The sequence below is a fragment of the Streptomyces sp. NPDC005408 genome, from assembly GCF_040606445.1.
In the GTDB taxonomy this organism is placed as follows: domain Bacteria; phylum Actinomycetota; class Actinomycetes; order Streptomycetales; family Streptomycetaceae; genus Streptomyces.
In genome coordinates this window covers 138,393-157,707 of the sequence record NZ_JBEXEX010000002.1, presented here as the reverse complement: position 1 = coordinate 157,707, position 19,315 = coordinate 138,393, and the positions used below count along the sequence as shown (strand labels likewise).

The 19,315-nt window shown below is 69.6% G+C and carries 15 protein-coding genes; 11 read left to right on the top strand and 4 right to left on the bottom strand.

Annotation, left to right across the window (positions count from 1 at the left end; genetic code table 11):
- The 6 genes from ABZS64_RS02735 to ABZS64_RS02710 all read left to right on the top strand — a co-directional run.
- Positions 1-1,417 (top strand): SUKH-4 family immunity protein (locus ABZS64_RS02735; RefSeq protein ID WP_355822349.1); only part of this gene is annotated, 1,417 nt, incomplete at its 5' end.
- A 187-nt stretch (positions 1,418-1,604) separates the two neighbouring features.
- The gene (locus tag ABZS64_RS02730) at positions 1,605-2,495 is read left to right on the top strand and encodes a cellulose-binding protein (protein ID WP_355822347.1); all 891 of its coding nucleotides are present in this window, start codon (positions 1,605-1,607) and stop codon (positions 2,493-2,495) included.
- Positions 2,496-2,694: 199 nt separating this feature from the next.
- Positions 2,695-3,054: a hypothetical protein gene (locus tag ABZS64_RS02725; RefSeq protein WP_355822345.1), complete on the top strand. Its 360-nt coding sequence runs from the start codon at positions 2,695-2,697 to the stop codon at positions 3,052-3,054.
- Positions 3,051-7,316, top strand: a complete 4,266-nt coding sequence (locus tag ABZS64_RS02720; protein WP_355822343.1) for a DUF6531 domain-containing protein — start codon at positions 3,051-3,053, stop codon at positions 7,314-7,316. Before ABZS64_RS02725 ends, ABZS64_RS02720 begins: the two co-directional genes overlap by 4 nt.
- Positions 7,317-7,326: 10 nt before the next feature.
- A complete protein-coding gene (locus tag ABZS64_RS02715) occupies positions 7,327-7,779 on the top strand; it encodes a hypothetical protein (RefSeq protein ID WP_355822341.1) in 453 nt (150 codons plus the stop codon).
- Positions 7,776-8,087, top strand: coding sequence for a hypothetical protein (locus ABZS64_RS02710; protein ID WP_355822339.1), 312 nt, complete (start codon positions 7,776-7,778; stop codon positions 8,085-8,087). The genes ABZS64_RS02715 and ABZS64_RS02710 overlap by 4 nt, the downstream gene beginning before the upstream one ends.
- A 111-nt stretch (positions 8,088-8,198) precedes the next feature.
- Here the strand turns inward: ABZS64_RS02710 and ABZS64_RS02705 are convergent, their stop codons facing one another.
- Genes ABZS64_RS02705 through ABZS64_RS02695 form a run of 3 tightly spaced genes read right to left on the bottom strand, consistent with a single transcriptional unit; the run spans position 8,199 to position 8,786 of the window.
- Complete coding sequence (locus ABZS64_RS02705; protein WP_355822337.1) at positions 8,199-8,417, bottom strand: hypothetical protein; 219 nt, start codon at positions 8,415-8,417, stop codon at positions 8,199-8,201.
- 19 nt (positions 8,418-8,436) lie between these two features.
- The gene (locus ABZS64_RS02700) at positions 8,437-8,562 is read right to left on the bottom strand and encodes a hypothetical protein (protein ID WP_355822335.1); all 126 of its coding nucleotides are present in this window, start codon (positions 8,560-8,562) and stop codon (positions 8,437-8,439) included.
- Entirely contained in the window at positions 8,559-8,786 is a 228-nt protein-coding gene (locus ABZS64_RS02695) for a hypothetical protein (protein WP_355822334.1), read from the bottom strand. The genes ABZS64_RS02700 and ABZS64_RS02695 overlap by 4 nt, the downstream gene beginning before the upstream one ends.
- Positions 8,787-8,902: 116 nt before the next feature.
- Between ABZS64_RS02695 and ABZS64_RS02690 the strand changes: the two genes are divergently transcribed.
- Both ABZS64_RS02690 and ABZS64_RS02685 read left to right on the top strand, forming a co-directional pair.
- Positions 8,903-9,751, top strand: a complete 849-nt coding sequence (locus ABZS64_RS02690; protein WP_355822332.1) for a helix-turn-helix transcriptional regulator — start codon at positions 8,903-8,905, stop codon at positions 9,749-9,751.
- The gene (locus ABZS64_RS02685; RefSeq protein ID WP_355822330.1) at positions 9,727-9,942 is read left to right on the top strand and encodes a DUF397 domain-containing protein; all 216 of its coding nucleotides are present in this window, start codon (positions 9,727-9,729) and stop codon (positions 9,940-9,942) included. The genes ABZS64_RS02690 and ABZS64_RS02685 overlap by 25 nt, the downstream gene beginning before the upstream one ends.
- A gap of 231 nt (positions 9,943-10,173) precedes the next feature.
- Here ABZS64_RS02685 and ABZS64_RS02680 read toward each other — a convergent pair whose 3' ends face one another.
- Positions 10,174-11,685 (bottom strand): MFS transporter, encoded by a 1,512-nt coding sequence (locus tag ABZS64_RS02680; protein WP_355822777.1) that lies wholly within the window; start codon positions 11,683-11,685, stop codon positions 10,174-10,176.
- Positions 11,686-12,174: 489 nt separating this feature from the next.
- On the opposite strand from ABZS64_RS02680, the gene ABZS64_RS02675 reads away from it, so the two are divergent.
- From ABZS64_RS02675 to mfd, 3 genes are all read left to right on the top strand, one after another.
- Entirely contained in the window at positions 12,175-12,963 is a 789-nt protein-coding gene (locus ABZS64_RS02675) for an ABC transporter ATP-binding protein (RefSeq protein ID WP_355822328.1), read from the top strand.
- Complete coding sequence (locus ABZS64_RS02670; RefSeq protein ID WP_355822326.1) at positions 12,960-15,530, top strand: FtsX-like permease family protein; 2,571 nt, start codon at positions 12,960-12,962, stop codon at positions 15,528-15,530. Before ABZS64_RS02675 ends, ABZS64_RS02670 begins: the two co-directional genes overlap by 4 nt.
- 229 nt (positions 15,531-15,759) lie before the next feature.
- A complete protein-coding gene (gene mfd, locus ABZS64_RS02665; RefSeq protein WP_355822324.1) occupies positions 15,760-19,314 on the top strand; it encodes a transcription-repair coupling factor in 3,555 nt (1,184 codons plus the stop codon).
- Position 19,315 lies beyond the last annotated feature (1 nt).

Here is a 19,315-nt window from a genome sequence, read left to right as displayed (position 1 = left end):
CGGTGGCGGAGTTCACCACGCTGCGACGATGCTTGCGGACCCGAGCCAGATGGGCGGCCCGGCCGCGCCTCAGCCGCCCGGTCCTCCCGGTGCGCCGGGGGCCCCGCAGCCTCCCGGTCCGCCGACGCCTCCTGGCCCGCCCGGTGGCGGAGTTCACCACGCTGCGACGATGCTTGCGGACCCGAGCCAGATGGGCGGCCCGGCCGCGCCTCAGCCGCCCGGTCCTCCCGGTGCGCCGACGCCCCCCGGTCCGCCGGGTGGTGGCGTGCACCATGCTGCGACCATGCTCGCCGGACCCCCACAGATGGGCCCCGGCGCGCCTCAGCCTCCCGGCCCGCCGGGTGCTCCTCCTGGCCCGCCGCCCGGTCCCGTACCGCATGCGCCGCAGCCGCCGCACGGCGGTCAGCCGCCCGCGTACGGCTATCCGCAGCAGCCGACCGGCATGCCGACCGTCGGCCCCGGCTACCAGGCCGTGCTGCGCTACCGCGCGCCCGACGGCTCGGAGGCCCAGCTGATCCGTCGCTCGGCGCCCGGTACTCCGCACCCGGAGTGGCAGATCCTGCATGAGCTGCGCGCCATGAACGTGCCGCCGCAGCAGGTGCTGGAGCTGCACACCGAGCTGGAGTCCTGCGAGCTGCCCGGTGCGTACTGCGCGCGGATGATCCGGGAGACCTGGCCGCAGGCGCGTATCACCTCGATCGCCCCGTACGGCAAGGACCATGCCTCCCGCCAGCAAGGCATGCAGCAACTCCTTGCGCACCAGGGCGAGTTGCACCAGGTCGCCGACGGCCCGGCGCGCCCCGCGCCGGTACGGGCCCCGCTGCCGCAGATGGCACCGGCCCCGCCGATCCCCCCGGAGGGGATCGCGCAGGAGCTGGCGGGCGCGTTCGGTCCGCAGGGCATCTGCCGCTTCGACCAGCGGGCCGTCTCGCGTCAGGGTGTGCCGGAGATCGTGGCGGCCACGCTGGTGTGGGCGGGCCTGCCGGGCGACTTCAACCCGTTCTTCTGGGCGCAGCCCGCCCAGCCGGTCGTCCCGACCCTGGCCGAGCTCGCGGCCCAGCGGCAGGTGCAGCCCGCCGCCGACGCGGGTTCGTATCTGGTGGTGGGCAGCGACTTCGGCCGCGCGATCTGCGTCCAGTACGGCACGGCGCACATCGTCGCGGTCCCGGTGGAGGCGGGCCCGGGCGGCCAGCCGGTGGCGCCGCAGTTCGTGAACAGCGGCCTGCCGGAGTTCGTACGCTGCCTCGCCCTGCTCGGCCGGATGTGGCGCCTGCGCTTCAACCTCAACCCGGAACAGGCGGGCCGCTGGACGGTCGACTTCCAGGCCCAGCTCGCCGCCCTCGACCCGGCGGCGCTTGCGTCGCCGGAGAGCTGGTGGTCGGTGCTGCTGGAGCAGATGTGGGACGGACTGCTGTAGGGCCGACGTAACGAGATCACCGGGGCGCCCGGTCTGCTGCGGCAGACCGGGCGCCCTGTCTTTACTCACTTCTTCTTTGCTCAATCCTGCCCGATATGTTCGGGTGGAGTGTCGCGTTATGAGTGCTTCCCTTCGATCCAGCAAGATGTGCGCCAATCGCGTTGTATGTCGGAGAGAGGCTCGAAGGATGAGTGCTGCATCGGTGTCACCTCACGGCTTCGCCGCCGTACGGGGTCGTGGCTACCCGATGGAGGAGACCGACGCCTATGTCACCTCCCTGTCCCAGGACCGCGACGATGCCTGGGAACGCGCCGCGCGGCTCACCGTCCTCGCCAAGGAGATGGAGGCGGACGCGGCTGACCTGTGCGAGTTCGTTTCCGGGCTCGCCCCGCAGACGTACGAGACGCTCGGCCGCCGGGCCCAGTACCTGTTCGCGCTGGCCGTCGAGGAGTCCGAAGAGCTGCGCACCGCGGTCCGGAACGAGGCCCAGGCCCTGGTCGACGCCGCCGAAGAGGCGGCCCGGCAGACCCGCGACTCGGCACGCGAGCACGCCGACTCGGTACGGGCGGACGCCGACGCGCGCGCCCAGCAGATCCTGCTCGCCGCGCAGGCGGAGGCCGACGAGACCCGTATCGAGGCCCGCCGCGAGGTGAAGGAACGGCGTGGAGAGGTCGTGGCTGCCTGGAAGGAGATGCGCCGGCGAGGCGACGCGACGCTGGCCGACCTGGAGCGGGAACAGGCCGAACGCTGGGAGGCGATGGAACGCGAACTCGCCGACCGCCAGGCCGAGTTGGACACCCGCCACGCCGAGCTCACCACCTACGCCGAGTCCGGTCTCTCCGAGGCCAAGCGCACGTTCGCCGAAGCCGAGGAGTACGTCCGCCACGGCCAGGAGGACGCGGAGGCGCGGGCCGCCGAGGTGATCGCCGAGGCCGGGGTCCGCGCGGAGCGGATCGCGCGCGAGACAGAGCGGATGCTGCGGGAGCACGAGGAGTCCCGCGAGGAGATGCAGGCGCACATGGCGCACGTCCGCAACAGCCTGACGACCCTGACGGGGCGCGCGGCGGCGGAGGGCTGAGGCGGTCCGCGACGTGGCTCAGCCCCGCCGAGGCTCCGCGCGGGCATGGGACGGCGGCAGCGACGGCCGGCCGCACCGAAGGCGCGTTCGTACATCTGCGCCATCCATTACCCTCGCGTGGTCGTCACATGGGTAAATCTTGATCAAGCTCTTCTAGGGTCGGGATTTGCAATGCGTGAAGACAACGGGGGAGCGTCGCGTGGGCGAAGGCAAGAGTGACGGCAAGGTCCTGGAAATCCATACCGCCGACATCAAGTTGACGGCGCCCGTCTTCCACGAGCAGGCCAAGAACCTGAGCAAGGCGCTCACGACGCTGGTCACCACCCTGGACGGGCTTGGTGCGCCCTGGGGAGACGATGAGCCGGGCAAGAAGTTCTACGACGCCTACCACCCCCAGCAGAAGGCCATCGAGCGGGCCGCCGGCATCCTCGTCCTCGGACTGACCAGCATTCATGAGGCGATGTCGGACATGGCGGACGGGCATGTCGACAACGAGCAGTTGATCGCCGGTATGTTCACCAAGGCGAAGGCGAAGATCGACGGCGAGGGCGCCAAGTGAGCGTCGAGGACGAGGCCAAGGAGATCCTGCTCAAGCTCGGCATGTGGTGGCCCGACGCCGATTCCGGCACCCTGCGCAAGGCCGCCGATGCCTGGCGGGCCTTTGCCGGTGCCGTCGACGACGTACGTACCCCGGTCAACAACGCGGCCGCATCCCTCATCCACAACAACAAGGGTGAGGCGATCGACGCGTTCGAGGTGTTCTGGAAGCGCTACGCCAAGGGGAAGGACGCGGGCTGGCTCAGTGACATAGCGAAGGCGGCCCGCAAGATGGCGGAGATGCTGGACAAGCTCGCCGGCGCCGTCGATGACGCCATCAACAAGCTTCAGACAGAGCTCACCATCGACGCCACCATCATCGTGGCAGGCCTCGGGCTCGCCTGGTTCACGGCGGGCATATCGGCGGGCGCCGCGGCGGTAGCCGCCGAAGCCATCCTCGAACTCGCCGGCACGCTGGGAATCGCCGTCACGACCACGGCCGCCGAAATCGCCGCGGGCGCCGTGGTCGCCGCGGCGTTCGGCGGCGTGGAGTCGGTGGCCGTCGACCTGGCCGTAGCCCAGCCAATGAAGATAGCCACCGGGCTGCAGAAGGGCTTCAGCCTGGACGAGATCAATGCCGCGGCGAAGGACGGCATGATCTACGGCGGGGCGTTCGGCGGGGCGAGCGGTTTGGCGAAGGCCGGAGCCGAGGGGAGCTTGTTCGGGAAGTTCAACGAAACGCCCCTGATGCTGCGACCGCCGACTCTGCGGCCCGACCTCGTTGAACTGGGGCCTGCGGCCCGCCCGGCCAAGAAGACGCCGTGCGTCGGAGAGCCGATCGACGTGGCGACCGGCGCCATGCTGATGACGCAGACCGACCTCACGCTCCCGGCGACGCTCCCGCTGGTCTTCGAGCGCACCCACCTGTCCACGTACCGCGGGGGTGTGTGCTTCGGCCCGACCTGGGTCTCCACCCTCGACGAATGCATCCAACTCGACGCCGAGGGCGTGGTGTTCGCCGCGGCCGACGGCATGCGCCTGGTCTACCCGGTGCCGCAGGTGAGTGAACCCGTTCTCCCGGTGAAGGGAGCCCTGTGGCCGCTGGAGTGGGACGGCAAGCCCGACGGCGTCATGACCATCACCGACCCGGTCTCCGGGGTCGTACGAAGTTTCAGCAGTCCCTTTCCCTCGGACACGCTCGGAACTGTCCACCTCCCTGTGGACAGCTGGCAGGACCGCAACGGCGCCCGCATCGACGTGGAACGCACATCCGACGGCATCCCCACCGGGCTGCGCCACTCCGGCGGCTACTACCTGGCCGTCGACACGCAGGGCCCGCGCATCACCGCCCTGCGCCTGCTCGACGAGACCCCGTCACGGTACGAGCCGACACAGCACAACGGCGGCGGCACGGTCGTGATGCGCTACGGCTACGACGAGGCCGGCAACCTCACCGAAGTCATCAACTCCAGTAACGAGGCACTGCGTTTCACGTATGACACGGAAGGCCGGGTCGCCTCCTGGACGGACCGCAACGGCACCTCGTTTGCGTACTTCTACGACGCCCGCGGCCGCGTAGAGCGCACCGAGGGCAGCGACGGCTTCCTTTCCGGGGCCCTCGCCTACGACGACGAGTCGCGCACGACGACGTACACCGACTCGCTCGGGCGACGGTCCACGCATCGCTACAACTCCGAGGGCCAGGTCGTGGAGGAGACCGACCCGCTCGGCCACACGACGCGCACCGACTGGCACGAGAGGGGCGACAGGCCGCTCTCGGTCACGGATCCGCTGGGCCGTACGACGCGCTACACGTACGACGAGGCGGGGAACCTCACCGCGCTCACCCTTCCGGACGGGTCCCTTGCCCAGGCCGACTACAACACGCTCGGCCGGCCGAGCGAGGTCGTCGAGCCCGGCGGTGCGACCTGGCGCCACACGTACGACGAACTGGGCAACCTGCTGACCACCGTCGATCCTGCGGGCGCTGAAACTCATTATGGCTACAACGAGTTGGGACATCTGTCCGCCGTCACGGACGCCCTCGGCCATACCCGCACCCTCACACCGAACGCCGCCGGACTGCCCGTCGCCCTGACCGACGAGCTCGGGCATGTGACGGCGGTGCGCCGAGACACGTTCGGCAGGGTTGTGGAAGTGACCGACCCGCTGGGTCATGTCACCCGCATGGGCTGGACGACCGAGGGCAAGCCGCAGTGGCGCGAGTACGCGGACGGCACACGGGAGTGCTGGACCTGGGACGGGGAGGGTAACCCCCTCACCCACACCGACCCCGCGGGCAATGTCACCCGCCACACCGCCACCCACTTCGACGTCCCTGCCACTCGGACGGATCCGGACGGTACGACGTACGGCTTCGCGTACGACACCGAGATGCGGCTGACCGGGGTCACCAACCCGCAGGGCCTGACCTGGTCGTACGCCTACGACGAGGCGGGTCGTCTGGTCGCGGAGACCGACTTCAACGGCCGGACGCTTGCGTACACGCACGACGCGGCGGGCGGCCTGGTGTCGCGTACGAATGGCGCGGGCGAGACGCTGCGCTTCAGTCGGGACGTGCTCGCCCGCGTGACGGAGCAGCGGACCGATGCCGGTGACTTCACCACGTATGCATACGGCCCGACGGGCCATCTGGCCCGCGCGGTGGGCGCGGACGCGGAAGTCGCCATCGAGCGGGACGCGCTGGGCCGTACCCTCACCGAAACCGTCGACGGCCGTACGACCACCTACGCGTACGACGTCCTGGGCCGCCGGACCCAGCGGGTCACCCCGTCTGGGCTCACCTCGGAGTGGACCTACGATCCGGCGGGCCGACCCACGGAACTCCGTTCGGACGCAGGTTCACTGACCTTCGCGTACGACGCCGCGGGCCGCGAGACGGAACGCCGCCTTGGTGAAGACGTCACCCTCAGCCAGACCTGGGATGCGGCCGACCGCCTCGCCACCCAGTCGCTGACGACGCGCTCGGAGGACGCGGACCGGCTCCTCCAGCACCGCGCCTACGCCTACCGCGAGGACGGCTACCTCACCGAGATCCGCGAACTGACCTCGGGCACCCGCCGGTTCGACCTCGATCGCATGGGCCGGGTCACGGGCGTACGGGCACAAGGCTGGACCGAGACGTACGCATACGACGCGGCGGGCAACCTCGCCCATGCCACCGCCCCCGCCCACGAGTCTTCCGGCGACCGTGAATTCGAGGGCACCCTCATCCGCCGCGCGGGCCGCACCTCGTACGAGCACGACGCGCAGGGCCGCCTGATCCGCAAAACCCGCAAGCTCCTCAATGGGCAGCAGCGGACGTGGACGTACGCCTGGAACGCGGAGGACCGCCTGGTCGAGGCGGTTACGCCGGACGGCGCGCGCTGGCGGTACACGTACGACCCGCTCGGCCGCCGAATAGCCAAGCTGCGCCTGGCGGACGACGGCTCGGCCGCCGAGCGCACGGACTTCAGCTGGGACGACACCCGCCTGGCAGAGCAGAAGGCTTCCGACGGCAGGGTCACCACCTGGGACTACGCCCCGGGCAGCCATCGCCCCCTCATCCAGACCGACCACAAGCCACTGGTCCGGGAGCCGGGCGGATCCCTCCTCTCCAAGCTGGCCGAGGACACTTCGGCCGACTACGGCACCCGCTTCCACGCCGTCGTCACGGACGCCGTCGGCACGCCGACCGAACTAGTCACATCACATGGCGAATTGGCCTGGCAGCGCCGCACGACGCTCTGGGGCACGGACTTCCCCGCCCCGACGGACACGGCGTCCGTGGACTGTCCTCTCCGCTTCCCGGGGCAGTACGCCGACCCGGAAACGGGCCTGAACTACAACTACTTCCGCTACTACGACCCGGAGACCGCCCGCTACGCCAGCCCCGACCCGCTTGGCCTGGAGCCTGCGGACAACCATCACGCGTATGTTTTGAATGCGCTGGGCTGGACCGACCCACTCGGCCTTGCACCCAAGTGCGGGATAGACCTTTCGCAGGCGACCCCCCACAGTGGGCGTTTCCCCAAGTCGGCCGATCCGGGCGAAGTCCTGGTACGCCGCAAGGAGGACGGGAGCGTGACCGCCTATGCTGTGTACGGCGAGGATGGGCTCCCGCTGAAGCGGGTTGATGTGGATCCGGACTCCAAGCCACACGGCGGAGTTCCAGCGCCCCATGTCCTGGAAACACACAAGAACGTAAACCCCAAAACGGGCCAGGTATTCCTCACTTGGGATAAAATGCCGCGACCGGCCAGGTCCGATGAATTGCCGCAATAAGGGACACCGGATGGACCCGATGAAGGACCCCCAGATCAAGAGATGGACGGAGGCTTCGGGTGTCGATGTCGATTACCTGGACTTCCTCTCTCAGCGCGTAGGGCTTTCCGAATGGATCGCCATGTCGCGCATGTTTCTGCCGCAGTTCGTCGAGGTGGAGGGATGCGTTCTGTGGGATCGTGCGTACGATCCTGACAACTTTCGGACGTGGCGGCAGGCGTTGAAGGGGGATGTTGCGTCGATCGAAGCCACCTTGAATCAATTCAGGCTCTGGCTGCACATCGACATCGACGAGGATCCCGAATCCGAGGCCAATGCCTTCTCCCTGGCCCAGGAGATCGCGACTGCGTGGCGTGCCGCTCTGGGGCGGCAATTTCCGCAACGACGCTTTGATGTGCAGGCGACGGACACGGTGGACGGCCCGGTCGTGTCATTCACAAGCCGGACGGAGAATGGATTGTGACCGAGGGAATGGAGCTGGCCGCCGGGGTCCATGCGCCGTCGCCGGTGCTCATTGCCGTTTTCGTGCTGGGCGGCCTGGTCGCGGTGTGGTGCGGTGCGAGCTGGGCGTTCAACGTGCGGGGGATCGCTACACGGCGGGCCGAGAACATCAGGCAGCGCTACCTGCTGGGCGGGGCGCAGCTGGGGCAGCTGGACCGATCGCCCACGATGTGGGCTCAGCCGTGGTACCAACGGCTGATGGGGGCGTTCATGGCCTTCGCGGGCCTGGTGATGGTGCTCGCGGGCGGCGCGCTCTGGCATCTCAACTGACGGAGGCGCCTGCGCCGGCCGGGCAGTGCGCCGGCCGCGCTTCCTGTGGGACCACGGCCGCCCCGCTGCCCGGGTGAGCGGCGGGGCTGAGCTGCCGGTGGCGAGCGCTGACTATCCCGCCGGCGGGACCCGGCGGGCGCCGCCGCTGCGCGCACGGGTCACGCGGATCGCGACCCGTGCGCCGAGGACGTACGCGTTGCCGTCCGCGAACTCCAGTCGCTTGCGCCGCCCGCTCACTTCTCGTACGTCGCAGACGGTGTGCGGGATGCCGCCCACGGCGATCACGTCGCCTCTGCGTACCCCGTCGGCGGTGACGCTGACGATCTGCACGACTCGAGTTCCTCTCGTCCTACCGGAGGCGGGCGGCGCTCTGCTTGTTGGCTTCCCGCACCTTGGCGAGCAACTCTTCGCGGCGTGCGGCCTCCGCGTCGCCCTGCACCCGCTGCTCGTCCGGCTCGGGTTCGTCGTCGCTCATGGCGCGGATCCCCGCAGGACTGCCGCCAGTTGACGGACGACGCTCGGGTTGCAGCGACCGAGGTCCACGAGCGGCCGCGGTACGTCGCGGGCGAGGGATGCGTTGTCCAGTCCGAGCGAGGGCAGCACGACGCCGACCGCAGCGAGTGTGTCGCGCAGTTCGTCCCGTGCCGCCTCGGCGTCCTTGATCCGCTCAACCGCCGCTCTGTGTTCAGCCGTTCCCATGTCTGCGGTGCCTTCCGTGGTTGCTCACACCTTCCACTGATGAGCATCGGTGCGTAGAGCTACGATCACTAGGGGTAACGGTTTTCGGGGCGCGCGAGCGAAAACGGGGGGCGGCGATGCCTGCACCGAAGGAGCTTGATCCGTCGGCGTCTTTGGCCGCGCTGTACGGCACGAAGCTGCGCAAGCTCCGTGTCCGCGCCGGGTGGACGCAGCGCGAGCTGGGCGGCAAGGTCCCCATCGCCCATAGCCGGATCGCCCAGTTCGAGCTGGGCAACGAGACGCCGCCCGAGGACATCGACAGGAAACTGGACGCGCTTCTGGGTGCGGATGGCGACCTGACCGACCTGTGGGGCCATGTCAGGCGGACGCCGTTCCCGGACTGGGCACGGACGTTCATGACGTACGAGGCCAAGGCGAACGCCATGCACAAGTACATGGCGCACAGCGTGCCCGGCCTGCTCCAGACCGAGGAGTACGCCCGTGAGGTGCTACGCCTTGGCCAGCCCTGGTGCACAGAGGGGGAGATCGAAGAGAAGGTGGCTGCTCGGATGCGTCGACAGGACCTTCTTCGGACACAGCGACCCCCATTGTTTTGGGCCGTGCTCGACGAGGCGGTGATCCGGCGTCCCGTAGGCGGCTCGGCGATCATGCGTGACCAGTTGGCCCGCGTCGTCGAAGCGGCGAAGGGGCCCCGTGTCGAGGTACAGGTTCTGCCCTTTGCCGCCGGTGGGCATTCGGCCATGGGCGGCTCGCTGACCTTGTTGTCATTCGAGAACGCACCGGATGTGGCCTACCTTGAGGCTGGACACTCCGGGGAGCTGGTGGAAGACAGGGCAGCAGTGGCCCGGCACTCCTATCGGTACGATCTTGTGCACGCCCGGGCGCTGTCGCCTGATGCGTCAACTGCCTTGATCCGGCGGGCAATGGAGGGCTTCGGAGCATGCACGCCATACGACCTGACTTGACATCCGCTGCGTGGCGCAAGAGTAGCTACAGTGATGGCGGCGGCGGCGACTGCGTAGAGATCGCCGACAACCTCCTGGGGCTCGTCCCCGTCCGCGACAGCAAGAACCCTCGCGGCCCTGTTCTGGTTTTCCCGGTCGGTGCGTGGGCCGCGTTCGTCGCCGAGGTGAATGGCGCCGGGTACTCCGGCTGATCAACTCCACGTCCGCACAGGCGCGTTCGCGCAGGTCGGCACCGGGACGCGGTTGGGCGCGTCCCAGTTGGGCGCGCTGCTCCTTAGAGGAACGGGAGAAGGAACCAGCCAACCCGACCCCCCAACTCCACTCGCCACACGATCGGGTGACGAGGTGTCCGGATATCGGAGGGGTGAGGTACGGTCGGCCGCAACAACCTCACCCCGGCGGACCCGATCGCGGCCTGAGGCTTACTCCTCCGGCTTGTCGGCGAGGACCGGGAAGCGGCGCGGCGCCACGAACACCAGGACCAGCAGCGCGACTCCGGCCGCCGCTGCCGCGCCCAGGTAGACGTAGTCCACCGCCGCGTCCACCGCGCGGCGCAGCTGGTCCGTCGCCCTGGCCGTCGTCGATGACGGGTCGGCCAGGGCGTGCGCCACCGAGTCCAGGTCGCCCGAGCCGCCCAGGCGGGAGGCGAGGACACCGTTGGCGACCGCGCCGAACAGGGCCGCGCCGATGCTCTGGCCGACCTGGCGGCAGAAGAGTACGGACGCCGTCGTCGTGCCCCGCTCCGACCAGCCGACCGTCGACTGGACGCCGACGATCAGCGGGAGTTGGAAGAGGCCGAGCGCCCCGCCCAGCAGCAGCATGATCAGGGCCGGCTGCCAGGGCTCGCCCGGGAAGGGGAGGAGCGGGAAGGCCAGCAGGATCAGGGCGGACAGGGAGATGCCGATGATCGCGGTCAGACGGAAGCCGATACGGCTGTAGACGTGGTTGGACAGGGCGGCGCTGACCGGCCAGCTCAGGGTCATCACGGAGAGCACGAAGCCCGCGGCGATCGGGCCGAGGCCGAGGACCGACTGGGCGTATGTGGGGAGGAAGACGGTCGGGGCGACCATCAGCAGGCCCAGCGCGCCGAGGGCCAGATTGACGGCGGCGATGGTGCGGCGGCGCCAGACCCAGCCGGGGATGATCGGCTCGGCGGCCCGCCGTTCGACGACCACGACCACGGCGACGAGGACCGCGCTTGCGCCGAGCAGTGCGAGCGAGGGCACGGAGAGCCAGGGCCAGGCGATACCCCCCTGGACGAGCGCGGTGAGCAGGAGCGTGCCCGCAGCGAAGATGGTCAGGGCGCCGGGCCAGTCGATCCGGGGGCGGGTAGCCGGTCGCGTACGGGAGGGTTCGCGCAGGTGGCGGGCGATCAGCCAGAGGGCGACCGCGCCGACCGGCAGGTTGATCAGGAAGATCCAGCGCCAGTGTGCGTACGAGGCGAGCAGCCCGCCGATCGCGGGCCCGGCCACCGCCGAAACCGCCCACACCGTCGACAACCGGGCCTGGATCCTGGGGCGTTCCTTGAGCGGGTAGAGGTCGGCGGCGATGGTCTGCACGGTGCCCTGGAGGGCTCCGCCGCCCAGCCCCTGCACCACCCGGAACGCGATCAGCGCGGCCATGTTCCAGGCGCCCGCGCACAGCAGTGAGCCGACCAGGAAGAGGACGATGCCGGCGAGCAGGACCGGCTTGCGGCCGAAGGTGTCGGAGAGCTTTCCGTACACGGGGAGGGTGACGGTGACGGCGAGGAGATAGCCGGAGAAGAGCCAGGAGAAGACGGAGAAGCCGCCGAGGTCGCCGACGATCTGGGGTACGGCGGTGGAGACGATGGTGCCGTCGAGCGCGGCGAGCGCCATCCCGAGCATGAGTGCGGCCACGACCGGCCCGCGCCCCCGTGCCCCGGCGGCCCCCGTCCCGGTCCCGTTCACCCGAATGGCCGTGCCAGGGGCGGCGGCCCGCCCTGCGGACCCTTCGGACCCCGCTATGGGCCCGGCGGACCCGGCGGCCTGCCCCGCGGACCCCGTCGCCCCCGCGGCCCGTATCCCCTCCGGATCGTCAGAACGTCCCGTGCTCACCCGGAATCCTTTCCCCCTGCATCTATTTCCCGGAACACCTTCTCACTTGTGCCTCACGCAGCGGGAGGGTGCAGGCTCGAGCCAAGCCGGTCCACCCGGAGGTGGAGTCCCCCTAGGGGCTCCTCCTTACTCCAGGCCAGGGGACGTTCGTCCCCGGGGACGACGAGGAGGCGGCCGTCGATTCCTTAGCTTGGTCTTACGGCCGCAGCTGAGGCCCGCACCACCGGGGGGTGGGGAAAACCCCCGGTTCAAGACTGCGCTGCGCACCAGCGCGCCGGACCGCTTCCGCCGACAGACTCGTATCCGTACGCGGCGACACCCACTGATCACCGACATAGGAGAAATACCGTGACTACGGCTGTGACCACTCCCCAGCAGGGGGACACCGGAGGGCGTACGGCCGTCGCCGCGCGAGGGCGGCAGGTCGTCAAGGCCTACGGCTCCGGGGAGACCCGCGTCGTCGCGCTCGACCGTGTCGACGTCGACATCGCCCGCGGGCAGTTCACCGCGATCATGGGCCCCTCCGGGTCCGGCAAGTCGACGCTCATGCACTGCCTGGCCGGTCTCGACACTGTCACGTCGGGCGAGATCTACCTCGACGAGACCGAGATCACCAAGCTCAAGGACAAGAAGCTCACGCAGCTGCGCCGGGACCGGATCGGCTTCATCTTCCAGGCGTTCAACCTGCTGCCCACGCTCAACGCCCTGGAGAACATCACGCTCCCCATGGACATCGCCGGCCGTAAGCCGGACGCCGGGTGGCTGAACCGGGTCGTCGAGACGGTGGGCCTGTCCGACCGGCTCAAGCACCGGCCCACCCAGCTCTCCGGCGGGCAGCAGCAGCGCGTCGCCGTGGCCAGGGCGCTCGCCGCCCGCCCCGAGATCATCTTCGGCGACGAGCCGACCGGAAACCTCGACTCCCGTGCGGGGGCGGAGGTGTTGGGCTTCCTGCGCCGCTCGGTCGACGAGCTCGGTCAGACGATCGTGATGGTGACGCACGACCCGGTGGCCGCCTCGTACGCGGACCGGGTCCTCTATCTCGCCGACGGCCGGATAGTCGACGAGATGTTCCGGCCCACCGCCGACGCCGTTCTGGACCGTATGAAGGACTTCGACGCGCGGGGGCGGACGTCGTGACCGTACTCAAGACATCTCTGCGCAACTTCTTCGCGCACAAGGGGCGAATGGCGCTCTCGGCCGTGGCGGTGCTGCTGTCGGTGGCCTTCGTCTCGGGCACGCTCGTGTTCACCGACACGATGAACACGACCTTCGACAAGCTCTTCGCCGCGACCGCGTCCGATGTCACCGTCAGCCCCAAGGGCTCCGACGACGACGAGAACCCGAAGACCGGCAAGCCCGAGTCGCTGCCCGCCTCGCTCGTCGGGCAGGTGGCGAAGGCCGACGGAGTGAAGTCCGCCGAGGGCGGCGTCTCCTCCATGAGCGTGACCGTCGTCAACTCCCAGAACAAGGACATGGGTTCCAGCAACGGCGCTCCCACGATCGCCGGCAACTGGACCCCGAACGACCTCAAGGCGATGGAGATCACCTCCGGCCACGCACCGCGCGGCCCCACTGAGGTGATGGTCGACGCCGACACCGCCGACAAGCACCACCTGAAGCTCGGCGACGAACTGCGCACCATCGCCGTCACCGGCGACCTCACCGCCAAGATCTCCGGTATCGCCTCCTTCAAGGTCACCAACCCCGGTGCGGCCGTCGTCTACTTCGACACCGCCACCGCCCAGCGTGAACTGCTCGGCAAGGAAGGCCTGTTCACCCGTATCTCCGTCACCGGCGCCGACGGCGTCAGCGACGAGCAGCTCAAGCAGAACGTCGCCAAGACTCTGGACGGCACCTTCAAGCTGCAGACCGCCAAGGAAGCCGCGGACGCCAGCCGCGAGGACGTCGGCTCCTTCCTCAAGGTGATGAAGTACGCGATGCTCGGCTTCGCCGGGATCGCCCTCCTCGTCGGCATCTTCCTGATCGTCAACACCTTCTCGATGCTGGTCGCCCAGCGCACCCGCGAGATCGGTCTGATGCGGGCCATCGGCTCCAGCCGTAAGCAGGTCAACCGCTCCGTACTGGTCGAGGCGCTGCTGCTGGGTGTCGTCGGCTCCGTCGCGGGCGTCGGCGCCGGCGTCGGTCTCGCGGTCGGACTGATGAAGCTGATGGGCTCCATGGGCATGCATCTGTCCACCCAGGACCTGACCGTGAAGTGGACGACCCCGGTTATCGGACTCGCCCTCGGCATCGTCGTGACCGTCTTCGCCGCCTATGTTCCGGCGCGGCGGGCCGGCAAGGTCTCCCCGATGGCCGCCCTGCGCGACGCCGGTACGCCGGCCGACGGCAAGGCGGGCCGGATCCGGGCCGCGATCGGCCTGCTGCTCACCGGCGGCGGCGCGGCCGCGCTCCTTGTCGCCACCCAGGCCGACAAGGCGAAGGAGGGCTCGATGCTCCTCGGCCTCGGCGTGGTCCTCTCGCTCATCGGCTTCGTGGTCATCGGCCCGCTGCTCGCGGGTGTCGTGGTGCGGGCGATCAGTGCGGTCGTCCTGCGGATGTTCGGCTCGGTCGGCCGCCTCGCGGAGCGCAACGCGCTGCGCAACCCGCGCCGCACCGGCGCGACGGGCGCCGCCCTGATGATCGGCCTCGCGCTGGTGGCGTGCCTCTCGGTCGTCGGCTCCTCGATGGTGGCCTCGGCCACCAGTGAGCTCGACAAGTCGGTCGGCGCGGACTTCATCATCCAGTCCGGCAAGAACCAGCCGATCATGCCGCAGGTCGAGAAGGCGCTGAAGACGGCGCCGCACATCGAGCACGTCACCAACTACAGGGGTGTGGAGGCGAAGCTGACCGCGCCCGACGGCAGGACGGAGGACGAGGAGCTCGTCGCCGCCGACCCGACGTACGCGCAGGATCTGCGCCGCGAGACGGTTTCGGGCGAGCTCTCGGCGGCGTACGGCAAGGACGCGATGTCGGTGGGCGACCGTTACGCCAAGGACCACGGCCTGAAGGTCGGCGACACGATCAAGGTCGCGTTCAAGAACGGCCGGACCGCCGAGCTGAAGATCGCGGCGATCACCTCCGACGACACGAACGTCGACAAGGGCGCGATGTACACCAACATCACGACCGCCGCGCAGTACGTCCCGGCCGCCAAGATGCCGAAGAACGTGATCATGTTCGCGAAGGCGGAGGACGGCAAGGAGAAGGAGGCGTACGCCGCCCTGAAGGCGTCAGTCGCCAAGTACCCGCAGTACAAGGTGCAGAACCAGACCGACTTCAAGCAGGACCTGAAGGACCAGATCGGTCAGCTGCTGAACATCGTCTACGGCCTGCTGGCGCTCGCGATCATCGTCGCGGTGCTGGGTGTGGTGAACACCCTGGCCCTGTCGGTGGTCGAGCGGACCCGGGAGATCGGCCTGATGCGCGCCATCGGCCTCTCGCGCCGCCAGCTGCGCCGCATGATCCGCCTGGAGTCGGTGGTCATCGCCCTCTTCGGTGCCCTGCTGGGACTGGGCCTGGGCATGGGCTGGGGCACGGCGGCCCAGAAGCTGCTGGCGCTGGAGGGCCTGGGAGTCCTGGAGATTCCGTGGCCGACGATCATCACTGTCTTCGTGGCCTCGGCGTTCGTCGGCCTGTTCGCGGCCCTGGTGCCGGCGTTCAGGGCGGGCCGGATGAATGTGCTGAACGCGATCGCCACGGAGTAGCGGGGGAAACGGGGGAGTAGCGGCGGGGGCGCTACGGTAAGGGCCCGGCCCCGGGGTGTTCCTCCAAACACCCCGGGGCCGGGCCTTTGCGCCGTAGTGGGGGCCGGTGTGGAACCGGGCGGCAGGGGCAGCGCGCACGTCGTACGCTGGAGACCCCCGGCCCGTTCGACGTGTCGGGCGGTTCGCGTTGCCCACCCCCCGCCCAGTCTCGCCCCGGATGGAAGCCTTCATGAGCCTGCACGGTCTGCTCGATACCGTCGTACGTGACCCGGCGCTCGCCGAAGCGGTGAAGGCTGCCGGTGACGGTCACCGTATGCATGTCGACCTGGTCGGCCCGGCCGCCGCGCGTCCCTTCGCTGTGGCCGCGCTCGCCCGGGAGACCGGGCGGACGGTGCTGGCCGTCACCGCGACCGGGCGGGAGGCGGAGGATCTGGCGGCGGCGCTGCGTTCGCTGCTGCCCGAGGAGGGCATCGCCGAGTACCCCTCCTGGGAGACGCTGCCGCACGAGCGGCTCTCGCCCCGCTCCGACACCGTGGGCCGCAGGCTCGCGGTGCTGCGCAGGCTGGCCCATCCGTCGAAGGACGACCCGAGCGCCGGCCCGGTCTCCGTCGTGGTCGCGCCGATCCGTTCCGTACTGCAGCCGCAGGTCAAGGGGCTCGGCGAGCTGGAGCCGGTGGCTCTGCGCACCGGGCAGCAGGCCGACCTCAACGAGATTGTGGACGGCCTCGCGGCCGCCGCGTACTCCCGGGTCGAACTGGTCGAGAAGCGCGGCGAGTTCGCCGTGCGCGGCGGCATCCTCGATGTCTTCCCGCCGACCGAGGAGCACCCCCTCCGGGTGGAGTTCTGGGGCGACGATGTCGAGGAGATCCGGTACTTCAAGGTCGCGGACCAGCGCTCGCTGGAGGTGGCGGAGCACGGGCTGTGGGCGCCGCCCTGCCGTGAGCTGCTGCTGACGGACGACGTACGGCAGCGGGCCGCGGCCCTTGCCGAGGAGCACCCCGAGCTGGGCGAACTGCTCGGCAAGATCGCCGAAGGCATCGCCGTCGAGGGCATGGAGTCCCTCGCTCCGGTCCTGGTCGACGACATGGAACTGCTGCTCGACGTCCTGCCCGCGGACGCGATGGCCATGGTCTGTGACCCGGAGCGGGTGCGGACCCGGGCCGCGGACCTCGTCGCCACCAGCAAGGAGTTCCTGCACGCGTCCTGGGCGGCGACGGCGGGCGGAGGCGAGGCGCCGATCGACGTCGCCGCGGCCTCGCTGTGGGGGATCGCGGACGTACGGGACCGGGCGCGCGAACTTGGGATGATGTGGTGGTCCGTATCCCCGTTCGCCGCCGACGAGGAGCTGTCGGACGCGGTGACATCAGCCGACGAGTCGGCGGGCCTCAAGCTGGGCATGCACGCCCCGGAGAGCTACCGAGGCGACACCGCCCGCGCGCTCGCCGACACCAAGGGCTGGCTGGCGGACGGCTGGCGCACGGTCTTCGTCACCGAGGCCCACGGTCCCGCGTCCCGCACGGTCGAGGTCCTGGGCGGCGAGGGCATCCCCGCCCGCCTCGACGCCGATCTCGCCGAGATCTCGCCGTCTGTCGTGCATGTGGCGTGCGGCTCGATCGACTACGGCTTCGTGGACCCCGGCCTGAGGCTCGCCGTGCTCACCGAGACGGACCTCTCCGGCCAGAAGGCGGCCGGCAAGGACGGCCAGCGGATGCCGGCCAAGCGCCGCAAGACGATCGACCCGCTCACGCTGGAGGCGGGCGACTACATCGTCCACGAGCAGCACGGCGTGGGCCGCTACATCGAGATGGTGCAGCGTACGGTGCAGAACGCGACCCGCGAGTATCTGCTCGTGGAGTACGCCCCCGCCAAGCGCGGCCAGCCCGGCGACCGGCTGTACATCCCCACCGACCAGCTGGAGCAGGTCACCAAGTACGTCGGCGGCGAGGCCCCGACCCTGCACCGGCTCGGCGGCGCGGACTGGACGAAGACGAAGGCGCGCGCCAAGAAGGCCGTGAAGGAGATCGCGGCCGACCTCATCAAGCTCTACTCCGCCCGCATGGCGGCGCCCGGCCATGCCTTCGGCGCGGACACCCCCTGGCAGCGGGAGCTCGAGGACGCCTTCCCCTATGTGGAGACTCCCGACCAGCTGAGCACCATCGCCGAGGTCAAGGAGGACATGGAGAAGACGGTCCCGATGGACCGCCTCATCTGCGGCGACGTCGGCTACGGAAAGACGGAGATTGCCGTACGGGCAGCCTTCAAGGCCGTTCAGGACGGCAAGCAGGTCGCGGTCCTGGTCCCGACGACCCTGCTCGTGCAGCAGCACTTCGGCACCTTCTCCGAGCGCTACTCCCAATTCCCCGTGAACGTACGGGCGTTGAGCCGCTTCCAGTCGGACGCGGAGGCGAAGGCGACGCTGGAGGGGCTGCGGGACGGCGCGGTGGACATCGTGATCGGCACGCACCGGCTGTTCTCGTCCGAGACGAAGTTCAAGGACCTGGGTCTGGTCATCGTCGACGAGGAGCAGCGCTTCGGCGTCGAGCACAAGGAGCAGCTGAAGAAGCTGCGCGCCAACGTCGACGTCCTGACGATGTCGGCCACCCCCATTCCCCGTACGCTCGAAATGGCGGTCACCGGCATCCGTGAGATGTCGACGATCACCACCCCGCCGGAGGAGCGGCACCCCGTCCTCACCTTTGTCGGTCCCTACGAGGAGAAGCAGCTCGGCGCGGCCATCCGCCGTGAACTGCTGCGCGAGGGCCAGGTCTTCTACATCCACAACCGGGTCGAATCCATCGACCGGGCGACTGCGAGGCTGCGCGACATCGTCCCGGAGGCCCGTATCGCAACGGCTCACGGCCAGATGCACGAGTCGGCTCTGGAACAAGTCGTGGTGGACTTCTGGGAGAAGAAGTTCGACGTCCTGGTCTCCACGACGATCGTCGAGTCCGGCATCGACATCTCGAACGCGAACACCCTGATCGTGGAGCGCGGTGACAACTTCGGTCTCTCGCAGCTCCATCAGCTGCGCGGCCGCGTGGGCCGTGGCCGCGAGCGCGGTTACGCGTACTTCCTGTACCCCCCGGAGAAGCCGCTGACGGAGACGGCTCACGAGCGTCTCGCGACGATCGCCCAGCACACCGAGATGGGCGCGGGCATGTACGTGGCGATGAAGGACCTGGAGATCCGCGGCGCGGGCAATCTGCTCGGCGGCGAGCAGTCGGGCCATATCGCGGGCGTCGGCTTCGACCTGTACATCCGCATGGTGGGCGAGGCGGTCGCCGACTACCGTGCCGCCGTCGACGGCGGCGTGGAGGAGGAGCCTGCACTCGAGGTCAAGATCGAGCTCCCGGTCGACGCGCATGTCCCGCACGACTACGCCCCGGGAGAGCGGCTGCGCCTCCAGGCCTACCGCGCGATCGCCTCGGCGAACACTGAGGCGGACGTCAAGGCGGTCCGCGAAGAACTCACCGACCGCTACGGCAAACTCCCCGAGCCGGTCGAAAACCTGCTCCTGGTGGCGGGCCTGCGCATGCTGGCGAGGGCCTGCGGGGTGGGCGAGATCGTGCTCCAGGGCCCGAACATCCGCTTCGCGCCGGTGGAACTGCGGGAGTCGCAGGAGCTGCGCCTGAAGCGCCTCTACCCGCGGACGGTCATCAAGGCCCCGACCCGCCAGATCCTGGTGCCGCGCCCGACGGCGGGCAAGATCGGCGGAAAGCCGGTGGTGGGGCGGGAACTGCTGGCGTGGACGGGCGAGTTCCTGACGACGATCCTGGGGTCGTAGC